This window comes from Herbiconiux sp. VKM Ac-1786 (genome assembly GCF_015350805.1).
Taxonomy (GTDB): Bacteria; Actinomycetota; Actinomycetes; order Actinomycetales; family Microbacteriaceae; genus Herbiconiux.
Window position 1 is genome coordinate 1026079 of record NZ_JADKSG010000002.1, and the last position, 16423, is coordinate 1042501.

Below are 16423 nucleotides of genomic sequence, written 5' to 3' on the forward strand. Positions count from 1 at the left end.
GGTGACAGCGAGGTGGCGACCGCCGTCCGCACCGCCCTCACGCGGGTCATCGACCCCGAGATCCGTAAGCCGATCACCGAACTCGACATGGTCGGCGACGTCGAGGTGGACGCGGCCGGCCTCGCCTCGGTCGACCTGAAGCTCACGATCGTCGGATGCCCGGCCGCCTCCACCATCGAACGCGACGTGCGCCAGGCCGCCGCCGGCGTGCCCGGCGTGCGGGCGGTCGACGTCGCGGTCTCGGTGATGACCAAGGAGGAGCGACAGGCCCTCACCGAGAAGCTCCGCGGCCCCGGCGGCCCGCGCGCCATGCCCTTCGGCCCCGGCTCCCTGACCCGCGTCTACGCCGTGACGAGCGGCAAGGGCGGCGTGGGGAAGTCGACGCTCACCGCCAACCTCGCGGTCGCCCTCGCCGCGCGGGGGCTCGCGGTCGGCCTGGTCGACGCCGACGTGTACGGGTTCTCGATCCCGGGCATCTTGGGCCTCGTCGACGAGGACGGGGTGGCCGCGCGCCCGACGCGGGTCGACGACATGATCCTGCCGCCCGTCGCGCACGGGGTGAAGGTCATCTCGATCGGCATGTTCATCGACCCCGAGCAGAGCTCGGCCACGGGCGGCGCCGTCGCGTGGCGGGGGCCGATGCTGCATCGCACGATCACGCAGTTCCTCACCGACGTGTACTTCGGCGACCTCGACGTGCTGCTGCTCGACCTGCCGCCCGGCACCGGCGACGTCGCCATCTCGATCGGGCAGCTGCTGCCGAACGCCGAGGTCATCGTGCTGACGACCCCGCAGCCGGCCGCCGCCGACGTGGCCGAGCGCTCGGGGCTCGTCGCGATGCAGACCGGGCAGCACGTCTACGGCGTGATCGAGAACATGGCGGGCTACGCGGCGCCCGACGGCACCGTCGTCGAGCTGTTCGGCTCGGGCGGGGGCGCCGAGGTGGCCCGTCGGCTCTCCGACCGCCAGCAGGCGGCGACGGCGGCCCGCACCGCGGCGGCCGGCAGCCCGGCGGCCGGCACCCCGGCGGCCGGCACCGCGCCCGCCGGCGCTCCATCGGCGCCCACCCCCGACGACGGCGCCGTGCCGCTGCTCGCCTCGGTGCCGATCAGCGTCGCCCTCCGCTCGGGCGGCGACACCGGCGCCCCGGTCGTGCTGGCGCACCCCGACGACCCGGCCGCCGTGGAGATCGCGTCGGTCGCCGACCGCATCGCCCGCCGCGGCCGCGGTCTCGCGGGCCGCAAGCTGGGGCTCGCACCGGCATGAGCGCCCGGGCCGCCGTCCTCGCCGCGCTGACCGCGCTGGTGCTGGTCGCGGTCTCCGGTTGCTCGGCCACGGCCGGCCCCGCCGCGAGCACCGCCCCGGCCGCCCCCGCTGCCACCGCCACGGACGCGTCCGCCACCGAGCCCGACACCGCCCCCGTCGTCGTCGACGGACTCGGCCTGGCGATCCTGCAGAACCGTCCCGACTACGGCGCCCGTCGCCTGCAGCTCTCGATCACGAACGAGACGGACGCCTCCGTCATGGTCACAGCGGCCCGCTTCAGCTCGCCCCAGTTCACCCAGCCGGTCGCCGCGGAGAAGTCCACCGACGTGCCCGCCGGACTCACCCGCTACCTCCCGGTCGCGCTCCCCGACGCGGTCTGCCCCGCCCCCTCGACCATCCCCGAGCTGACGGTCACGGTCACCGACGCCACCGGTGCGTCCCGCGAGGTCACCGCCCGCCCCGCCGACCCCTTCGGCGTGCTCGACCGCATCGCCGGCGAGGACTGCCTCGACGAGGCGGTCGCGGCCGTCGCCACCCTCCGCCTCGCCGACACCCTCGAGGTCACGGGCGAGGGCCCCGACGCCGTCGCCCACCTCGCCCTCATCGTCGAGCCTCGCCCGAAGGGCGTCACCACCGACACCGGCGGCGCCAGCGACACAACGCCCGCCGCCCCGTCCGGCGACGGCCCTGCCACGCTCCACCTCGACAGCGCCGCGTCGACGATCCTCCTGGAACCTGCCGACGGCGCGGACTGGCCGATCGAACTCACCGTCTCCCCCGGCGACGCCCCCACCACGATCACGCTCGACGCGGTCCCCGCCCGCTGCGACCCGCACGCCATCGCCGAGGACAAGCGCGGCACCTTCGTCCCCGTCACCCTCGAGCTGTCCGGCGGGCCCGCCGGCACCGTCTCGATCCCGTCAGCCGACCCGCTCCGCCTCGCGATCTACGCCTACCTCGCGAACACCTGCGGCTTCGCGGTCACCGACGGCTGAGCCCCGGATGCTCGGCTCAGGTCGCCTCGGAGTCGTACGCCGTGGCCACCGGCCGCGCCGCCTCGACGGCGCTGTCGCCCGCACCGGCGCTCTCGCCGGCACCTCCCGCGGAAGCCCCACCGACCCCGACACCACCGGCAGCAGCGCCAGCCCCGACCACGCCCACCGCAGCGGCACCACCGACACCACCAGCACCCGCATCCCCCGGCAGATCCACCGGCACCGGCCCCCCTGCCGACTTCGCCTTGTGCTGCAGATACGCCGGCTCCGGCCGAGGCCGGTTCGGCGGCGTCACCGAGGAGGTCGTGGCGGCTCCGCCGTCGGCCGGCCCGTCGTCCAGCAGAGCCTCGCGGATGATGCGCCGCGGGTCGTACTGCCGGGGGTCGAGCTTCTTCCAGTCGACGTCGTCGAACTCGGGGCCCATCTCGTCGCGCATCCGGCTCTTCGCACCGTTGGCCATGTCACGCAGGCTCCGCACGAACTGCGCCAGCTTCGCCGTGTACCCGGGCAGGCGCTCAGGGCCGAGCAGGAACACCGCGATGATCCCGATCAGGAGCAGCTTCTCGAAGGTCAGCCCGAACATTCTTGAATCATAGCCGCGCGAGGTGACGCGACGGCGCGGCGCCGGCCGTCAATCAGCCCCGAGCATCCGGATTACGTCAAACCCGCCGGCAACCCGCCGGCCACCGCCTGCGTCCGCCCGGCATCGGCCGGGCACCCACCGGTCAGCCGCCAGAACCCCGCCCGCCCGCCTGCCGCGTGGCACCCCGGCCCCCACCCGCCCACTGCCTAAGCTGGTGGAGGAGGCCATCAGTGACTAAAGAAGCCAGCTGGAAGTTCGCCGACGACATCGTCGTCGAGACGACGCAGATCGTCGCCGCGCGCACGCACGCGGCCGAGGTGGGGGTCGAATCCGTCTCCCCGGCGATCGGCAGCCAGCTCGCGGTGATCGCCGCGGCGGCCCGCGCGAAGTCGATCGTCGAGATCGGCACGGGGCTCGGTGTGTCCGCCCTGTGGATGCTCCGCGGAGCCCCCGACGCCACGATCACCTCGATCGACACCGAGCTCGAGCACCAGCAGGTGGCCCGGGCGGCACTGCTCGACGCGAAGGTGCCGGCCAACCGCATCCGTCTTATCACCGGAACGGCGGGCGACGTGCTGCCCCGCCTGAACGAGAGCTCCTACGACCTGGTGCTCGTCGACGCCGACGCCGCCTCGGTGATCGAGTACGTCGAGCACGGCCTGCGCCTGGTGCGCCAGGGCGGCACCGTGCTGGTGCCCCACGCGCTCTGGAAGGACAAGGTCGCCGACCCCGCCCAGCGTGGCGACACGGTGGGCGACTTCCGCACGCTGATCGCCGAGCTCTCGGCCTCGGACGCGGTGCTCGTGGCGCTCTCCCCCGCCGGCGACGGACTGCTTCAGGTCACCAAGATCGTCGAGTAGCAGCCACTCAACTGCCGACGACCTCGGCGCCCGTTCCGAGGAACGGTGCGCCGAGGTCGTCGCGAGCCTGTCGGCTAGGCGGGCTTGACCACCCCTGCAAGTGCGTCGTGGAGCTCCTTCGCCTCCGCGTCGTTGACGGAGACGACCAGGCGACCCCCGCCCTCCAGCGGCACTCGCACGATGATGAGGCGTCCTTCTTTCACTGCCTCCATAGGCCCGTCTCCGGTCCTCGGTTTCATGGCGGCCATTCGGCTCCCCTTTCCTGGTGTGATCTCCATTATCTCCGATAGTGACGGGTGCTCGGAACCAGCGGCCCGAATGCGGTCCGCCACGGCCCCGTCGGAGCGGCCCGTCGACGGATCACGGCGGCGTCCAGTCCCGGCCGTCGACCCCCCAGCCGATCGCCATCCAGCCCACCTGGCCCGCGATCGCGACGAGCACGATCAGCACCCGGTAGACCGGCGAGCGAGGCAGTGCGAGCGCTCCGAGCGCCGGGAACAGCGGCATCAGCAGCCGGAACGTGCTCGACTGCGGGAAGAACACCGCCAGCAGGTAGAGCGCGTAGCTCGCCAGCCAGAACCGCAGATCCTTGCCGAGCCGCTTCACCGGCGGCAGGAACAGGAAGACCGCGAAGCCCACGATCAGCAGCACGACCACGATCGGCCCCCACGGCGCGCCGAGCCACCAGACGCCGCTCTCGAACCACGCGGTGAACGGCACGAGCTCGCCGTAGCCGATGTAGGCGGCACGCCAGGCCAGCTCGGTGTCGGTGTAGGCCGTCGGTGAGCCGGTGGCGACCGCCGCGATCGCGAGCCAGGCGAGCCCCATCACCCCGCTGAACACGGCGAGAGCGGATGCCGTCACCCGCTCCCTGAGCGGGAACGGGTCGCGCCCGCGGGTCAGGAACCGGTACCCGACGTGCAGCACGAGGAAGAGGGCGAACGCGAGCCCGGAGGGCCGCGTCAGCGCCATCAGCGCGACGATCGGGAAGACCCAGCCGTACCTCCGCAGCACCACGAGGTACAGCGCCGTGACGAGCAGCAGCAGGCCCATCGACTCGGCGTAGGCGAACTGCAGCAGGGGCGAGAGCGGGGCCACGCAGAACAGCACGACCGCGAAGAGGGCGGTGCGGGCATCCTTCAGCACGTGGTTCATCAGCCGGTAGAAGACCAGGGCGGTGGCCGCGGCGCAGAGCACCGAGACCGTGACGGCGACGAGCTCCCAGGTGGTGCCGGTCAGCGCGCGCAGGCCCGAGACGAGGAAGGGGTAGCCCGGCATGAACGCCCACGCGCTCTCGCCCACGTGGCCGTCGGCGGTGACGGGCAGCACCGAGGGGTAGCCGTAGAACGAGATGATCTTGTACCAGTTGCCGTCCCAGATGGCGGCGTAGCTGAGGTACGGCGGGTTCGCGCCCGTCCACGGGTTGGGGCCCTGGGCCCGCGCGAACAGCAGCACGATGATCGTGGTGACGACCCGCGACAGCGCGAACACGCCGAGCACCTTCGCCCACCAGGGCGTTCTGGCCCAGAGGGAGCCGGGGCGGTCATCCGTCGTCTGCTCGTCGTCAGCCACCACGAGCCGACCGGGCTCTTCGCTCACCCGCGGCCGGTCAGCCACGAGCGCAGCCCCGCCTCGCAGCTGACGATCTGCGACACGCGCACGCGCTCGTCGTCGGCGTGCGCCTTGAGCGGGTCGCCGGGCCCGTAGTTCACCGCCGGAACGCCCATGGCCGAGAACCGCGCCACGTCGGTCCAGCCGTACTTGGGCTTGGCCTCGCCGCCCACGGCGGCCAGGAAGCGCTGCGCGAGCGGAGCATCCAGCCCGGGACGGGCCCCGACCGCGAGGTCGACGATCTGCACGTCGTAGCCCTCGAAGAGCTCCCGGATGTGGGCCACCGCCTCGTCACCGCTGCGGCTCGGCGCGAACCGGTAGTTCACGTGCACCATGACCTCGTCGGGGATGATGTTGCCCGCCACCCCGCCGGAGATGCCCACCGCGTTCAGCCCCTCGCGGTACACCAGCCCGTCGACCTCCACCTCCGGCGCCTCGTACGAGTCGAGGATCGCGAGGATCGCCGCCGCCTTGTGGATCGCGTTGTCGCCCACCCAGCTGCGCGCCGAGTGCGCCCGCAGCCCGTACGCGCGGATCTCCGCCCGCAGGTTGCCGTTGCACCCGCCCTCGATCTGCGAGTTCGTCGGCTCGCCCAGGATGGCGAAGTCGCCCGCGAAGAGGTCGGGCCGGTTCGCGGCGAGCCGGGTCAGCCCGTTCAGCTCGTTCGAGACCTCCTCGTGGTCGTACCACATCCAGGTGATGTCCACGACGGGGTCGGTCAGCTCGGCCGCGAGCTTCAGCTGCACCGCGACGCCGGCCTTCATGTCGACCGTGCCGCGCCCCCAGAGGTACTCCTCGCCGTCGAGGGTCTCGTAGCGGGTCGGCAGGTTCTCGTTCAGCGGCACGGTGTCGATGTGCCCCGCGATCACGACCCGCTGCGCCCGGCCGAGGTTCGTGCGCGCGACGATCGTGTCGCCGTCGCGGATGATCTCGAGGTGGTCGGCCCCCGCGAGCGACGCGACGATCGCGTCGGCGAGCAGCGTCTCGTCGCCCGACACCGACTCGACGTCGCAGATCTGCTGCGTCAGCACGGTCGATGATTCGGTGAGGTCGAAGACCGGATGCGCGGGGTCGAAACGAGGCATTGTCCAAGTTTAGGGTTCTCGGCCCCATACGCTTGAGTCATGCCTGAAGAAGTACTGAACCCCACCCGCGCCTGGGGCCACGGACTCGCCACCATCGCGGCCGACGGCACCGTGCTCGACACCTGGTACCCGTCGCCCACGCTCGGCGCCCCGCCCGAGGCCGCCACGCTGCACGCGCCGGCCGAGCTGCTCGCGCACGCGGTTCCGGATGCGCGTCGCGACGTCTCGGTCGAGGTCGTCGCCGAGGTCATCGAACTCGACGCCCCGCCCAGCTCGACGCCCGACGCCTACCTCCGGCTGCACCTGCTCTCGCACCTGCTCGTCGCGCCGAACACGATCAACCTCGACGGCATCTTCGCGCACCTGCCGATCGTGGTGTGGACGAACGCCGGCCCCGTGCATCCCGACGCCTTCGACCGGCTGCGGCCCGCCCTGCAGCGCGCGGGCATCCAGGCCTACGGCGTCGACAAGTTCCCGCGGATGCTCGACTACGTCACCCCGCCCAAGGTGCGCATCGCCGATTCCTCGCGCGTGCGCCTCGGCGCCCACCTCGCCCCCGGCACCACCGTGATGCACGAGGGCTTCGTGAACTTCAACGCCGGAACCCTCGGCACCTCCATGGTGGAAGGCCGCATCTCGCAGGGCGTCGTCGTGGGCGACGGCTCGGACATCGGCGGCGGCGCCTCGATCATGGGCACCCTCTCGGGCGGGGGCACCCAGCGCGTCTCGATCGGACGGCGCGCGCTCCTCGGCGCGAACGCCGGCATCGGCATCTCGATCGGCGACGACTCGGTCGTGGAGGCCGGCCTCTACGTCACGGCCGGCACCAAGGTCGTGCTGATCGAGGACGACGACGAGAACCGCATCGTCAAGGCGCTCGCGCTCTCGGGCGTGCCGAACCTGCTCTTCCGCCGCAACTCCCTCACGGGCGCGGTCGAGGCGACCCCCCGCGCGGGCACCGGCGTCACCCTCAACCCCACCCTCCACGCCTGACCCCTTTCCCCGCCGCCTAGCGAAGCTGAGGATTCATCTGCTTCACTGAGTAGATGTTCTTCGACCCACCCGCGCCGCCGGCTCGAACCATCCGTGCTCGCCTCCTCGAGCACCACACGGCCATCATCGCGTGGTCGGCGCGGGCGGGAGTGATCGCGGGCGCCGTGACCATCTCCACTCTGGTACCCCTGCAGAGCCGGGTCACCACGCTCGCCCTTCTCGGAATCGGCGGTCTGGCGGTCATCCAGGGCGCCCTTGCGCTGATGTCCCGACAGCGGACGAAGCGGTTCGGCATCCTGGCCGCGGAGCACGGTCTGGACTACTCGTCACGGAAGCCCTGGGCCCCGTCGGCGACGGTTCTGAAGGGCGTCACCAACGCGACACTTCTCGACTCCTTCCGCAGGCAGGAGAACGGTGTCACGCTCACGATGGGAACGCTGCGGTTCGGGTGCGAGCGGGCCGGGGTGCAGGTGGCCGAGCGCTGGGGACTGATCGAGTGGACGTTCGAGTCCGGCCCGCTCCCCCACCTCTTCGTGCAGGCGGTCGGCCCCGGCAGTCGTACCCTGCCCGCAGCCTTGGACGCCGATCAGCGTCGGGCGCTCGAGGGCGACTTCCCACGGCATTATTTGGTGTACTGCCGCCCGGGCACCGAGCGCGACGCGCTCTACATCCTGACCCCCGACCTGATGGCGGCGCTCATCGACGAAGGCCGCGCCGCCTGCTTGGAGGTGGACGACGGCGCCGTGCGCCTCTACTCGCCCTACGCTTTCGACCCCGGTGACCCCCTCGCCTGGGCCGATCGCGCGGCCCTGGTCGACGGAGTCGGCACCCGAGCGGTCGAGCGAGTGCGCCGACTCGGCCGGGCACCGGGCACTCCCGCGATGGCGACCGCAGGCACGGGGGGCGTCCCTGCCGGGGCCTCTGCCCCCGCTCCTCGACTGCGGTCGACCGCCCGGTCGAATCGGTCGACCGTGCTCGTCGAGGTCGCCTGCACGCTCGTCGTCGCCGGAGTCTTCATCTGGGCTTGGACCCACTGAGCCCGCACCGGCGCCGAGAGGACGCCGCCGCGCGGGCGCCGGGAGGACTAGCGAGCAGCCCCCCGCAGGCTCCCGACCGTCTTGACCGACGGGTCTTCGACCATGCATGAGATGAGCCGGTCACCGGTCATCCACGACTCGGCGGTCGGCTTGTAGCTCACGACGTCGAGCGTCGACGCGTCGTAGGAGATGCCGATGAAGGATTCGAACCGTGCCGTGCACCCGGCGTCGGCCTCGTCACCCAGGGCGATCGGATCGAAGGCACCGGTCGAGGTGGAGAACTCGTCGAAGACCTCGAGATCGTGTTCTGCGGCGCAGTCGACCAACGGCACGTCCTCGATGAAGATGCCCGCCGTGTCATTGAGGCAGTCACCGACCTTCAGCGAGAACACGTCAGCCTGCTGCGGATCGGCATCCGGCGCCTCGGTGTTCATCGCCGCGCCCGACGGCAGCTGGGTGCCGTCGAACTCCGGGATCTCGATAGTGGGCAGAGGATCAGGCTCGCGCTGAGGCGCGCCGACCGCGCAGCCCGACACGAGAACGGCGATCGACATCGCCATCAGACCAGAAGAGAGGAATTTTCGCATAGCGAGATACTATGCGAGCATTCCTCACCCGATCAACTTCAGCGGGAGGGGAGGTCGCGGGCCGGGGCGCCCAAGTAGAGCTGCTGGGGGCGGCCGATCTTGGTCTGCGGGTCGGTGGCCATCTCGCGCCAGTGCGCGATCCAGCCCGGCAGCCGGCCGATCGCGAAGAGCACCGTGAACATGCGCGTCGGGAAGCCCATCGCCTTGTAGATGACCCCGGTGTAGAAGTCGACGTTGGGGTACAGCCGCCGCGAGATGAAGTACTCGTCGGACAGGGCGACCTGCTCGAGCTCCTTCGCGATGTCGAGCAGCGGGTCCTGCACGCCGAGCGCGAGCAGCACCTCGTCGGCCGACTCCTTGACGAGCTTCGCGCGCGGGTCGTAGTTCTTGTAGACGCGGTGGCCGAAGCCCATCAGGCGCACGCCCGACTCCTTGTTCTTCACGCGCTCCACGAACTTCGCCACGCCCTCGCCCGAGTCGCGGATCTGCGCGAGCATCGTGAGCACGGCCTCGTTCGCCCCGCCGTGCAGCGGGCCGAAGAGCGCGTTGATGCCGGCCGAGATCGACGCGAACATGTTCGCCTCGGTCGAGCCGACGAGCCGCACGGTCGAGGTCGAGGCGTTCTGCTCGTGGTCTTCATGGAGGATGAGCAGCCGCTCCAGCGCCTTCGACAGCACCGGGTTCACCTCGTAGGGCTCCGCCATGGTGCCGAAGTTCAGGCGCAGGAAGTTGTCGACGAACGACAGCGAGTTGTCGGGGTAGAGGAACGCCTGCCCGAGGCTCTTCTTGTGCGCGTACGCCGCCATCACGGGCAGCTTCGCGAGCAGGCGGATGGTCGAGATCTCGACGTCCTCCGGCTTGTGGGGGTTCAGCGAGTCCTGGTAATACGTCGACAGCGCCGAGACGCCCGACGACAGCACCGACATCGGGTGCGCGTTGTGCGGCAGCGCGTCGAAGAAGCGCTTGAGGTCTTCGTGCAGCAGGGTGTGACGACGGATGCGCTCGTCGAACTCCGACAGCTCCGACGCCGTGGGCAGCTCGCCGTAGATCAGCAGCCAGGCGGTCTCGAGGTAGGTCAGCGACGTCGCGACCTGCTCGATGGGGTAGCCGCGGTAGCGCAGGATGCCCTGGTCGCCGTCGATGTAGGTGATCGCCGACTTGGTGGCGGCGGTGTTCACGAAGCCGTAGTCGACGGTTGTCAGACCGGTCTGCTTCGTGAAGGTCGAGATGTCGAGCGAGGATGCCCCGTCGACGCTCTTCAGGATCGGGAACTCGGCCGTTCCACCGGGATAGGTCAGAGTGGCCTTCTGTTCGACGTCCGTCACGGAGCCTCCTTGAGTGATCCTGCCTGAGTGGTTTCTGTGGCGGGACGCAGGCTGCATCTGTAGACCGTGACCGCGTTGACCCGTATACAGCCTAATGTCCGCGCGAACGCAAACGCGACGCGGCGGCGTCGATGCGCTCGTCGGTGGCCGTCAGCGAGAAGCGCACGTGCTCGGGGTAATGCGCCCCGTAGAAGTGCCCCGGCCCCGCGAGGATGCCGAGCGACGCGAGGTCGGAGATGGTGTCCCACGCGTCCCGCCCCTCGGTCGCCCAGAGGTACAGCCCGGCCACGCTCTCGTCGATCCGCAGCCCCGCGGCCTCGATCGCCGGCCGCAGCACGGCCCGGCGCGCGGCGTACAGCGCCTTCTGCGCGGCGACGTGCGCGTCGTCGTCGAGGGCGACCTCCATCGCGGCCTGCACGGGCGCCGGCGGGATCATGCCGGCATGCTTCCGCACCGTGACGAGCCGCGCGATCAGCGCCGGGTCGCCCGCCACGAACGCGGCGCGGTAGCCCGCGAGGTTCGACTGCTTGCTCAGCGAGTACGCCCCGAGCACCCCCGTGAGGTCTCCCCCGGTGACCCGCGGGTCGAGGATCGACGGCACCGGCTCGCTCGCCCAGCGCCCGTCCCAGCCGAGCTCGGCGTAGCACTCGTCGCCCACGATGACCGCGCCGAGGGCACGGGCGCGCGCGACGGCCGCCTGCAGGGCCGGCACGTCGAGCACCCGGCCATCCGGGTTGCCGGGGCTGTTCAGCCAGACGAGCTTCGTCGAGGCGGGCCAGAGCGCAGGGTCATCGGCCGCGAGCGGGGTTGCGCCGGCGAGCCGGGCCCCCATCTCGTAAGTGGGGTACGCAGCGAGCGGATGCGCGACCACATCCCCCTCGCCGAGCCCCAGCATGAACGGCAGCCACGCCACGAACTCCTTCGAGCCGATCGTGGGCAGCACGCTGTCGTCGCCGAGGCCCGGCACCCCACGACGCCGTTCGAACCAGGACGCGATGGCGCTCCGCAGGGCAGGGGTTCCGGCCGTCTGCGGGTAGGAATGCGCATCCGTCGCCGCTTTCAGGGCGTCGGCCACCAGAGCGGGGGTCGGGTCGACCGGCGAGCCGATCGAGAGGTCGACGATGCCGTCGGGATGGGCCCGTGCACGAGCGGCAAAGGGAGCCAGCTCGTCCCACGGGTAGTCGGGCAGCGCGCCCAGCGCCATCAGTGTGCTTGCGGGGGAAGGACCGCGATGACGGGGTGGTCCTTCTTGATCACGCCGACCTTGGCGGCACCGCCGGGCGAGCCGATCTCGTCGAAGAACTCGACGTTGGCCTTGTAGTAGTCGGCCCACTCTTCGGGCAGGTCGTCTTCGTAGTAGATGGCCTCGACGGGGCAGACGGGCTCGCAGGCGCCGCAGTCGACGCACTCGTCGGGGTGGATGTAGAGGGAGCGTTCACCCTCGTAGATGCAGTCGACGGGGCATTCGTCGATACACGCGCGGTCTTTCACATCGACGCACGGCAGGGCGATGACATAGGTCACAGGCGTTCAGGCTCCTTCGGGATTACCGGCTCAAGTCTACGGCGTCGGGGCGGGCTCCCGGATGCGCGGGGCCACCGGTTCCGGCGGGCCGGTGTCGCGCACCGAGCGTCGGCCAGGCGATCACGACCACCGCGATCAGGGTGGAGCCGAACAGCCAGACGAGCCCGGTCGGCCCGGCCGGCACGAGGATCGAGCCACCGGGGCTCTCCAGCGTGAGCAGCGCGACCATGCCGATCAGGGCGGCCGCGGCGAGCGCCGACGCGAGACGGCTGGGCGCGATCAGGCGGAGGCCGGTGAGCAGCAGGGCGATCGCGACCAGCGCGATGACGAGACCGATCGGCAGGTCGAAGAGGCCGAACACGCTGATGTCGATCTGGTGCACGACCGTGCCGATGGCGCCGAACAGGGCGCCGAGCAGCAGGGCGGCGACGTAGCCCAGGACGCGCGCCCCGCGGGACGTGCCGACGACGTCGCCCAGTGCCGGGGCGGGTGCGCCGTACGCGGGGCCACCGGGGGCGGTGGCGCCGTAGGCGGGCTGGTCGGGGAGCACCGGATCAGTCTAGGCGCGCGATCCTGAACGCCACGGGTGCGCGCCGGGCCTGCCGGGAGATCTCTCAGCGGCGCCGGCGCCTGGTTCCGAAGACGCCCTCCAGAACGCCCCGCAGGATGGTCTGCGTCGTGCGCGAGCTGAGCACGTCGGTGAGGATGTCGGTGTCGGAGGGCGTGCTGCGCGTGCGCGGGCGCGGCGACGGCTCCCGCCGTGTGCGCGAACGCTCGTCGGCGCGACGGTCGCGCTCCAGCTGCGCGTCCATCTCCTTCTGCTGGCGGGCGTACTCCGCGGCGGCCTCCCGCTCCGACGCCGCACGGGCGGCCTCCGCCGCGGCCGCCTCCTCGGCGGCGAGCGCCGCGTTCAGCCGAACGGTGAGGATCTCCCGCGCCGACTCCCGGTCGATCGGCGTGCCGTACTGCGCCAGCAGCGGCGACGCGGCGACCGCCGCCTCGACCTCGGCCGCCGGCGTCGGCGCCATCGACCCCTGCGGTGCCCGCACCCGCGTCCAGGCGACCGGCGTCGGCGCGCCGTTCTCGTTCATCACCGTCACGACGGCCTCGCCGATGCCGAGCCCGGGCAGCACCTCCTCGAGGTCGTAGCCCGACTTCGGGTAGGTCGACACGGTCGCCCGCAGCGCCTTGGCGTCGTTCGGCGTGTAGGCGCGCAGGGCGTGCTGCACCCGGGAGCCGAGCTGGGCGAGCACGTCGCCCGGCACGTCCTTCGGCGTCTGGGTGACGAAGAAGATGCCGACCCCCTTCGAGCGGATCAGCCGCACCGTCTGCACGATCGCCGCGGTGAAGTCCTTCGACGCGTCGGCGAACAGCAGGTGGGCCTCGTCGAAGAAGAACACGAGCTTGGGCTTGTCGAGGTCGCCCACCTCGGGCAGGTCGTTGTAGAGGTCGGCGAGCAGCCACATCAGGAAGGTCGAGAACAGCGCCGGCTTGTCGGCCACCCGCGGCAGCTCGAGCAGGCTGATCACGCCGGTGCCGTCGGCGGCGGTGCGGAGGAACAGCGAGGTGTCGATCTCGGGCTCGCCGAAGAACGCGTCGGCCCCCTGCGCCGAGAACGCGATCAGCTCCCGCAGGATGACGCCCACCGTCTGCGTCGACAGCCCACCCATCGCCTTCAACTCCCGACGCCCCTCGTCGCTCGTGAGGTGGGTCAGCACCGCCCGCAGATCGCTCAGGTCGACGAGCGGCAGCCCGGCCTGCTCGGCGTAGTGGAAGACGAGGCCGAGGCTGGATTCCTGGGTGTCGTTCAGGCCCAGCACCTTGCTCAGCAGCAACGGCCCGAAGGCGGTGAGCGTGGCCCGCACCGGCACGCCCGATCCGAGGCCGCCGAGACTGAAGTACTCGACGGTGGCGGCGCGCGGTGTCCAGTCCTGCCCGATGCCGCGCGTGCGGGCGAGCAGCTTCTCGCTGCTCGAACCCGGGGTGGCGACCCCGGTCAGGTCGCCCTTCATGTCGGCGGCGAACACGGGCACCCCCGCGGCGGCGAGCTGCTCGGCGAGCACCTGCAGGGTGCGGGTCTTTCCCGTTCCGGTCGCTCCCGCGACGAGGCCGTGCCGGTTGGTCATGGCGAGCGGGATGCGCACCGGCACCCCGGGCACCGCCTCCCCGTTGACGAGCGCCCCGATCTCGAGCGCCGGCCCGTCGAAGTCGTACCCCGCCCGCACCGCCTCCACCGCGGCCTCGTCGAGCGGGCCGGCCACCGTGCGAACCTCGTCATCCGTCATGGCGTCAGCATAGGCACCCCTGGGCGACCGGCACCTGACGACCGGCCCGGACGAGTGGACAAAGCGCCACCCGCGGGGCTAAGCTCGCACTCGGTAAGGCAAGGCTTACCCAACTAAGGCCACCCCAACCACTGCAGTCGACGCCTCCCGGCGCACTGCGTCCCCACACCCGTTCCCCCGAAGTCAGGTGCCCGTGCTCGCGAACTATCTGATCGGCCTGCGCGAGGGCCTCGAGGCCGCGCTCGTCGTCAGCATCCTCATCGCCTACGTGTCGAAGATCGGCCGCCGCGACGTGCTCGCCCGGCTCTGGATCGGCGTCGGCCTCGCCGTGCTCGTCGCGCTCACGCTCGGCGCGGTGCTGACCTTCGGCGCCTACGGCCTGAGCTTCGAGGCCCAGGAGGCCATCGGCGGCTCGCTCTCGATCATCGCGACCGGCTTCGTCACCTGGATGGTGTTCTGGATGCTCCGCACCTCCCAGAACCTCAAGGGAGCTCTGCAGTCCGACGTCGACAAGGCGCTGATCGGCGCCGGCTGGGGCCTCGTGCTGGTGGCGTTCCTCGCCGTCGGGCGCGAGGGCATCGAGACGGCGCTGTTCATCTGGGCCGCCGCGCAGGCCACTGGGGAGACGACGCTGCCGCTGGTCGGAGCGCTGCTGGGCATCCTGACGGCCGTCGTGCTCGGCTACCTCATCTCGAAGGGCCTCGTGCGCATCAACCTGTCGGCGTTCTTCGCCTGGTCGGGCGCCGCGCTGATCGTGGTCGCGGCCGGTGTGCTGAGCTACGGCGTGCACGACCTGCAGGAGGCGGGCATCCTGCCCGGGCTGAACAGCCTCGCCTTCGACGTGAGCGGCATCATCCCGCCCGACAGCTGGGTCGGCACCTTCCTCAAGGGCACCGTGAACTTCTCCCCCGCCACCACCTGGCTCGAGCTCGGCGCCTGGCTCGCCTACTTCGTGCCGACGATGTTCCTCTTCCTCCGCGCGGTGCGCCGGGGCCGGCTGCAGAAGGCGGCTCCGGCCGTCCCCGCCGCGCCGGCCGTCGCGCCCGTCGCCTGATCCCTGCCATCCTCCAAGGAGCCCCTGTGAAGACCAAGCCCCTCTACGCCGCCGCCGGCGCCGCCGTCACCCTGCTCGCGCTCGCGGGCTGCGTCCCGAACAGCTCCGCGTCCTCGTCGGATGCGGCCGGCGCGATCACCGTCGACTCCAGCTCCGACGACTGCTCGGTGAGCGCCTCGTCCGCCTCCAGCGGCACGCTGACCTTCTCGGTCACGAACTCCGGCGACCAGGTGACCGAGTTCTACCTGCTCGCCGACGACGGCCTGCGCATCGTCGGCGAGGTCGAGAACGTCGGCCCCGGCATCTCCCGCGACCTCGTGGTTCAGGCCCAGCCCGGCGACTACTTCACCGTCTGCAAGCCGGGCATGGTCGGCGAGGGCATCGGCCGCGCCGCCTTCACCGTCTCCGGTGACAAGGTGCAGCTCGCGGGCGACCAGCAGGAGCAGGTCGACCAGGCCGCCACCAACTACGTGGCGTACATCAAGGACCAGGTCGGCCAGCTCGTCACCGGCACCGACACCTTCCTCGAGGCCTACCTCGCCGGCGACGACGAGACCGCGCGCGGCCTCTATGCGACGACCCGCGCGAACTACGAGCGCATCGAGCCCGTCGCCGAGTCGTTCGGCGACCTCGACCCGATGATCGACTTCCGCGAGGCCGACGTGGCCGAGGGCGACGAGTGGACCGGCTGGCACCGGATCGAGAAGGACCTCTTCCCGCCGACCGCCGAGGAGAACGGCGGCACCGCCTACACGCCCCTCACCTCCGACGAGCGCACGTACTACGCCGACAAGCTGAAGGCCGACACGCAGTCGCTCTACGAGGCCGTGAACGCCGACGACTACACCGTCTCGATCGACGCCATCTCGAACGGGGCCATCGGCCTGCTCGAGGAGGTCGCGAGCGGCAAGATCACCGGCGAGGAGGAGATCTGGTCGCACACCGACCTGTGGGACTTCCAGGCCAACCTCGAGGGCGCCCGCGTCGCCTACGAGGGCGTGCGCGACATCGTCGAGGCGAAGGACCCCGAGCTCGTCACCACGATCGACGAGCGCTTCGACTCGCTCGAGAAGACCCTCGCCGAGTACGGCAGCCTCGACACCGGCTTCGTCTACTACGACGAGCTGACCACCGACCAGGTCAAGCAGCTCGCCGACGGCGTGAGCGCGCTCAGCGAGCCGCTCAGCCGCCTCACGGCGACGCTGGTGGGCTGAGCCG

At 71.3% G+C, this 16423-nt stretch carries 16 protein-coding genes and 1 pseudogene; 7 read left to right on the top strand and 10 right to left on the bottom strand.

The window, feature by feature from the left end; all coding sequences use genetic code 11:
- The first annotated feature begins 12 nt into the window (after positions 1-12).
- Positions 13-1266, top strand: a complete 1254-nt coding sequence (locus ITJ64_RS15805; protein ID WP_370545274.1) for a P-loop NTPase — start codon at positions 13-15, stop codon at positions 1264-1266.
- A complete protein-coding gene (locus tag ITJ64_RS15810; protein ID WP_194681667.1) occupies positions 1263-2261 on the top strand; it encodes a hypothetical protein in 999 nt (332 codons plus the stop codon). The genes ITJ64_RS15805 and ITJ64_RS15810 overlap by 4 nt, the downstream gene beginning before the upstream one ends.
- 330 nt (positions 2262-2591) lie before the next feature.
- Here the strand turns inward: ITJ64_RS15810 and ITJ64_RS15815 are convergent.
- Positions 2592-2844: pseudogene (locus tag ITJ64_RS15815) on the bottom strand (Sec-independent protein translocase TatB); the annotation flags it as partial.
- 230 nt (positions 2845-3074) lie between these two features.
- On the opposite strand from ITJ64_RS15815, the gene ITJ64_RS15820 reads away from it, so the two are divergent.
- Entirely contained in the window at positions 3075-3704 is a 630-nt protein-coding gene (locus ITJ64_RS15820) for a class I SAM-dependent methyltransferase (RefSeq protein WP_194681668.1), read from the top strand.
- A 74-nt stretch (positions 3705-3778) separates the two neighbouring features.
- Here ITJ64_RS15820 and ITJ64_RS15825 read toward each other — a convergent pair whose 3' ends face one another.
- The 3 genes from ITJ64_RS15825 to dapE all read right to left on the bottom strand — a co-directional run bounded on the left by ITJ64_RS15825 (position 3779) and on the right by dapE (position 6400).
- Positions 3779-3952 carry a DUF3117 domain-containing protein gene (locus tag ITJ64_RS15825; protein ID WP_194681669.1) on the bottom strand — a complete coding sequence of 58 codons (174 nt, stop codon included), beginning with the start codon at positions 3950-3952 and terminating at the stop codon, positions 3779-3781.
- Between the two features lie 112 nt (positions 3953-4064).
- Positions 4065-5303, bottom strand: coding sequence for a mannosyltransferase family protein (locus ITJ64_RS15830; RefSeq protein ID WP_370545219.1), 1239 nt, complete (start codon positions 5301-5303; stop codon positions 4065-4067).
- Complete coding sequence (dapE, locus tag ITJ64_RS15835) at positions 5300-6400, bottom strand: succinyl-diaminopimelate desuccinylase (RefSeq protein ID WP_194681670.1); 1101 nt, start codon at positions 6398-6400, stop codon at positions 5300-5302. Before dapE ends, ITJ64_RS15830 begins: the two co-directional genes overlap by 4 nt.
- A gap of 39 nt (positions 6401-6439) precedes the next feature.
- On the opposite strand from dapE, the gene dapD reads away from it, so the two are divergent.
- Together dapD and ITJ64_RS15845 are read left to right on the top strand one after the other, a co-directional pair.
- Complete coding sequence (gene dapD / locus ITJ64_RS15840; protein WP_194681671.1) at positions 6440-7393, top strand: 2,3,4,5-tetrahydropyridine-2,6-dicarboxylate N-succinyltransferase; 954 nt, start codon at positions 6440-6442, stop codon at positions 7391-7393.
- 53 nt (positions 7394-7446) lie between these two features.
- On the top strand, positions 7447-8430 hold the full coding sequence (locus ITJ64_RS15845; RefSeq protein WP_194681672.1) for a hypothetical protein: 984 nt from the start codon (positions 7447-7449) through the stop codon (positions 8428-8430).
- Between the two features lie 47 nt (positions 8431-8477).
- On the opposite strand, the gene ITJ64_RS15850 is transcribed toward ITJ64_RS15845, so the two are convergent.
- The 6 genes from ITJ64_RS15850 to ITJ64_RS15875 form a co-directional block, all read right to left on the bottom strand.
- The gene (locus ITJ64_RS15850; protein WP_194681673.1) at positions 8478-8984 is read right to left on the bottom strand and encodes a septum formation family protein; all 507 of its coding nucleotides are present in this window, start codon (positions 8982-8984) and stop codon (positions 8478-8480) included.
- Between the two features lie 71 nt (positions 8985-9055).
- Complete coding sequence (locus tag ITJ64_RS15855) at positions 9056-10342, bottom strand: citrate synthase (RefSeq protein ID WP_370545220.1); 1287 nt, start codon at positions 10340-10342, stop codon at positions 9056-9058.
- Between the two features lie 91 nt (positions 10343-10433).
- Positions 10434-11546: a succinyldiaminopimelate transaminase gene (gene dapC / locus ITJ64_RS15860; protein WP_228508693.1), complete on the bottom strand. Its 1113-nt coding sequence runs from the start codon at positions 11544-11546 to the stop codon at positions 10434-10436.
- Positions 11546-11866 carry a ferredoxin gene (gene fdxA / locus ITJ64_RS15865; RefSeq protein ID WP_173181419.1) on the bottom strand — a complete coding sequence of 107 codons (321 nt, stop codon included), beginning with the start codon at positions 11864-11866 and terminating at the stop codon, positions 11546-11548. The genes dapC and fdxA overlap by 1 nt, the downstream gene beginning before the upstream one ends.
- Positions 11867-11888: 22 nt before the next feature.
- The gene (locus tag ITJ64_RS15870; protein WP_194681675.1) at positions 11889-12416 is read right to left on the bottom strand and encodes a DUF6113 family protein; all 528 of its coding nucleotides are present in this window, start codon (positions 12414-12416) and stop codon (positions 11889-11891) included.
- 64 nt (positions 12417-12480) lie between these two features.
- On the bottom strand, positions 12481-14151 hold the full coding sequence (locus ITJ64_RS15875) for a helicase HerA-like domain-containing protein (RefSeq protein ID WP_194681676.1): 1671 nt from the start codon (positions 14149-14151) through the stop codon (positions 12481-12483).
- Positions 14152-14344: 193 nt separating this feature from the next.
- On the opposite strand from ITJ64_RS15875, the gene efeU reads away from it, so the two are divergent.
- On the top strand, positions 14345-15205 hold the full coding sequence (gene efeU, locus ITJ64_RS15880; RefSeq protein ID WP_194681677.1) for an iron uptake transporter permease EfeU: 861 nt from the start codon (positions 14345-14347) through the stop codon (positions 15203-15205).
- A 26-nt stretch (positions 15206-15231) separates the two neighbouring features.
- Positions 15232-16419 carry an iron uptake system protein EfeO gene (gene efeO, locus ITJ64_RS15885; RefSeq protein ID WP_194681678.1) on the top strand — a complete coding sequence of 396 codons (1188 nt, stop codon included), beginning with the start codon at positions 15232-15234 and terminating at the stop codon, positions 16417-16419.
- Positions 16420-16423 lie beyond the last annotated feature (4 nt).

Excerpts from the sequence above, each read along its gene's own strand:
- dapD (WP_194681671.1), top strand. The coding sequence starts at position 6,440 with ATGCCTGAAGAAGTACTGAACCCCACCCGCGCCTGGGGCCACGGACTC.
- dapC (WP_228508693.1), bottom strand. The coding sequence starts at position 11,546 with ATGGCGCTGGGCGCGCTGCCCGACTACCCGTGGGACGAGCTGGCTCCC.
- ITJ64_RS15845 (WP_194681672.1), top strand. The coding sequence starts at position 7,447 with ATGTTCTTCGACCCACCCGCGCCGCCGGCTCGAACCATCCGTGCTCGC.
- ITJ64_RS15850 (WP_194681673.1), bottom strand. The coding sequence starts at position 8,984 with ATGTCGATCGCCGTTCTCGTGTCGGGCTGCGCGGTCGGCGCGCCTCAG.
- ITJ64_RS15875 (WP_194681676.1), bottom strand. The coding sequence starts at position 14,151 with ATGACGGATGACGAGGTTCGCACGGTGGCCGGCCCGCTCGACGAGGCC.
- dapE (WP_194681670.1), bottom strand. The coding sequence starts at position 6,400 with ATGCCTCGTTTCGACCCCGCGCATCCGGTCTTCGACCTCACCGAATCA.
- ITJ64_RS15810 (WP_194681667.1), top strand. The coding sequence starts at position 1,263 with ATGAGCGCCCGGGCCGCCGTCCTCGCCGCGCTGACCGCGCTGGTGCTG.
- ITJ64_RS15825 (WP_194681669.1), bottom strand. The coding sequence starts at position 3,952 with ATGGCCGCCATGAAACCGAGGACCGGAGACGGGCCTATGGAGGCAGTG.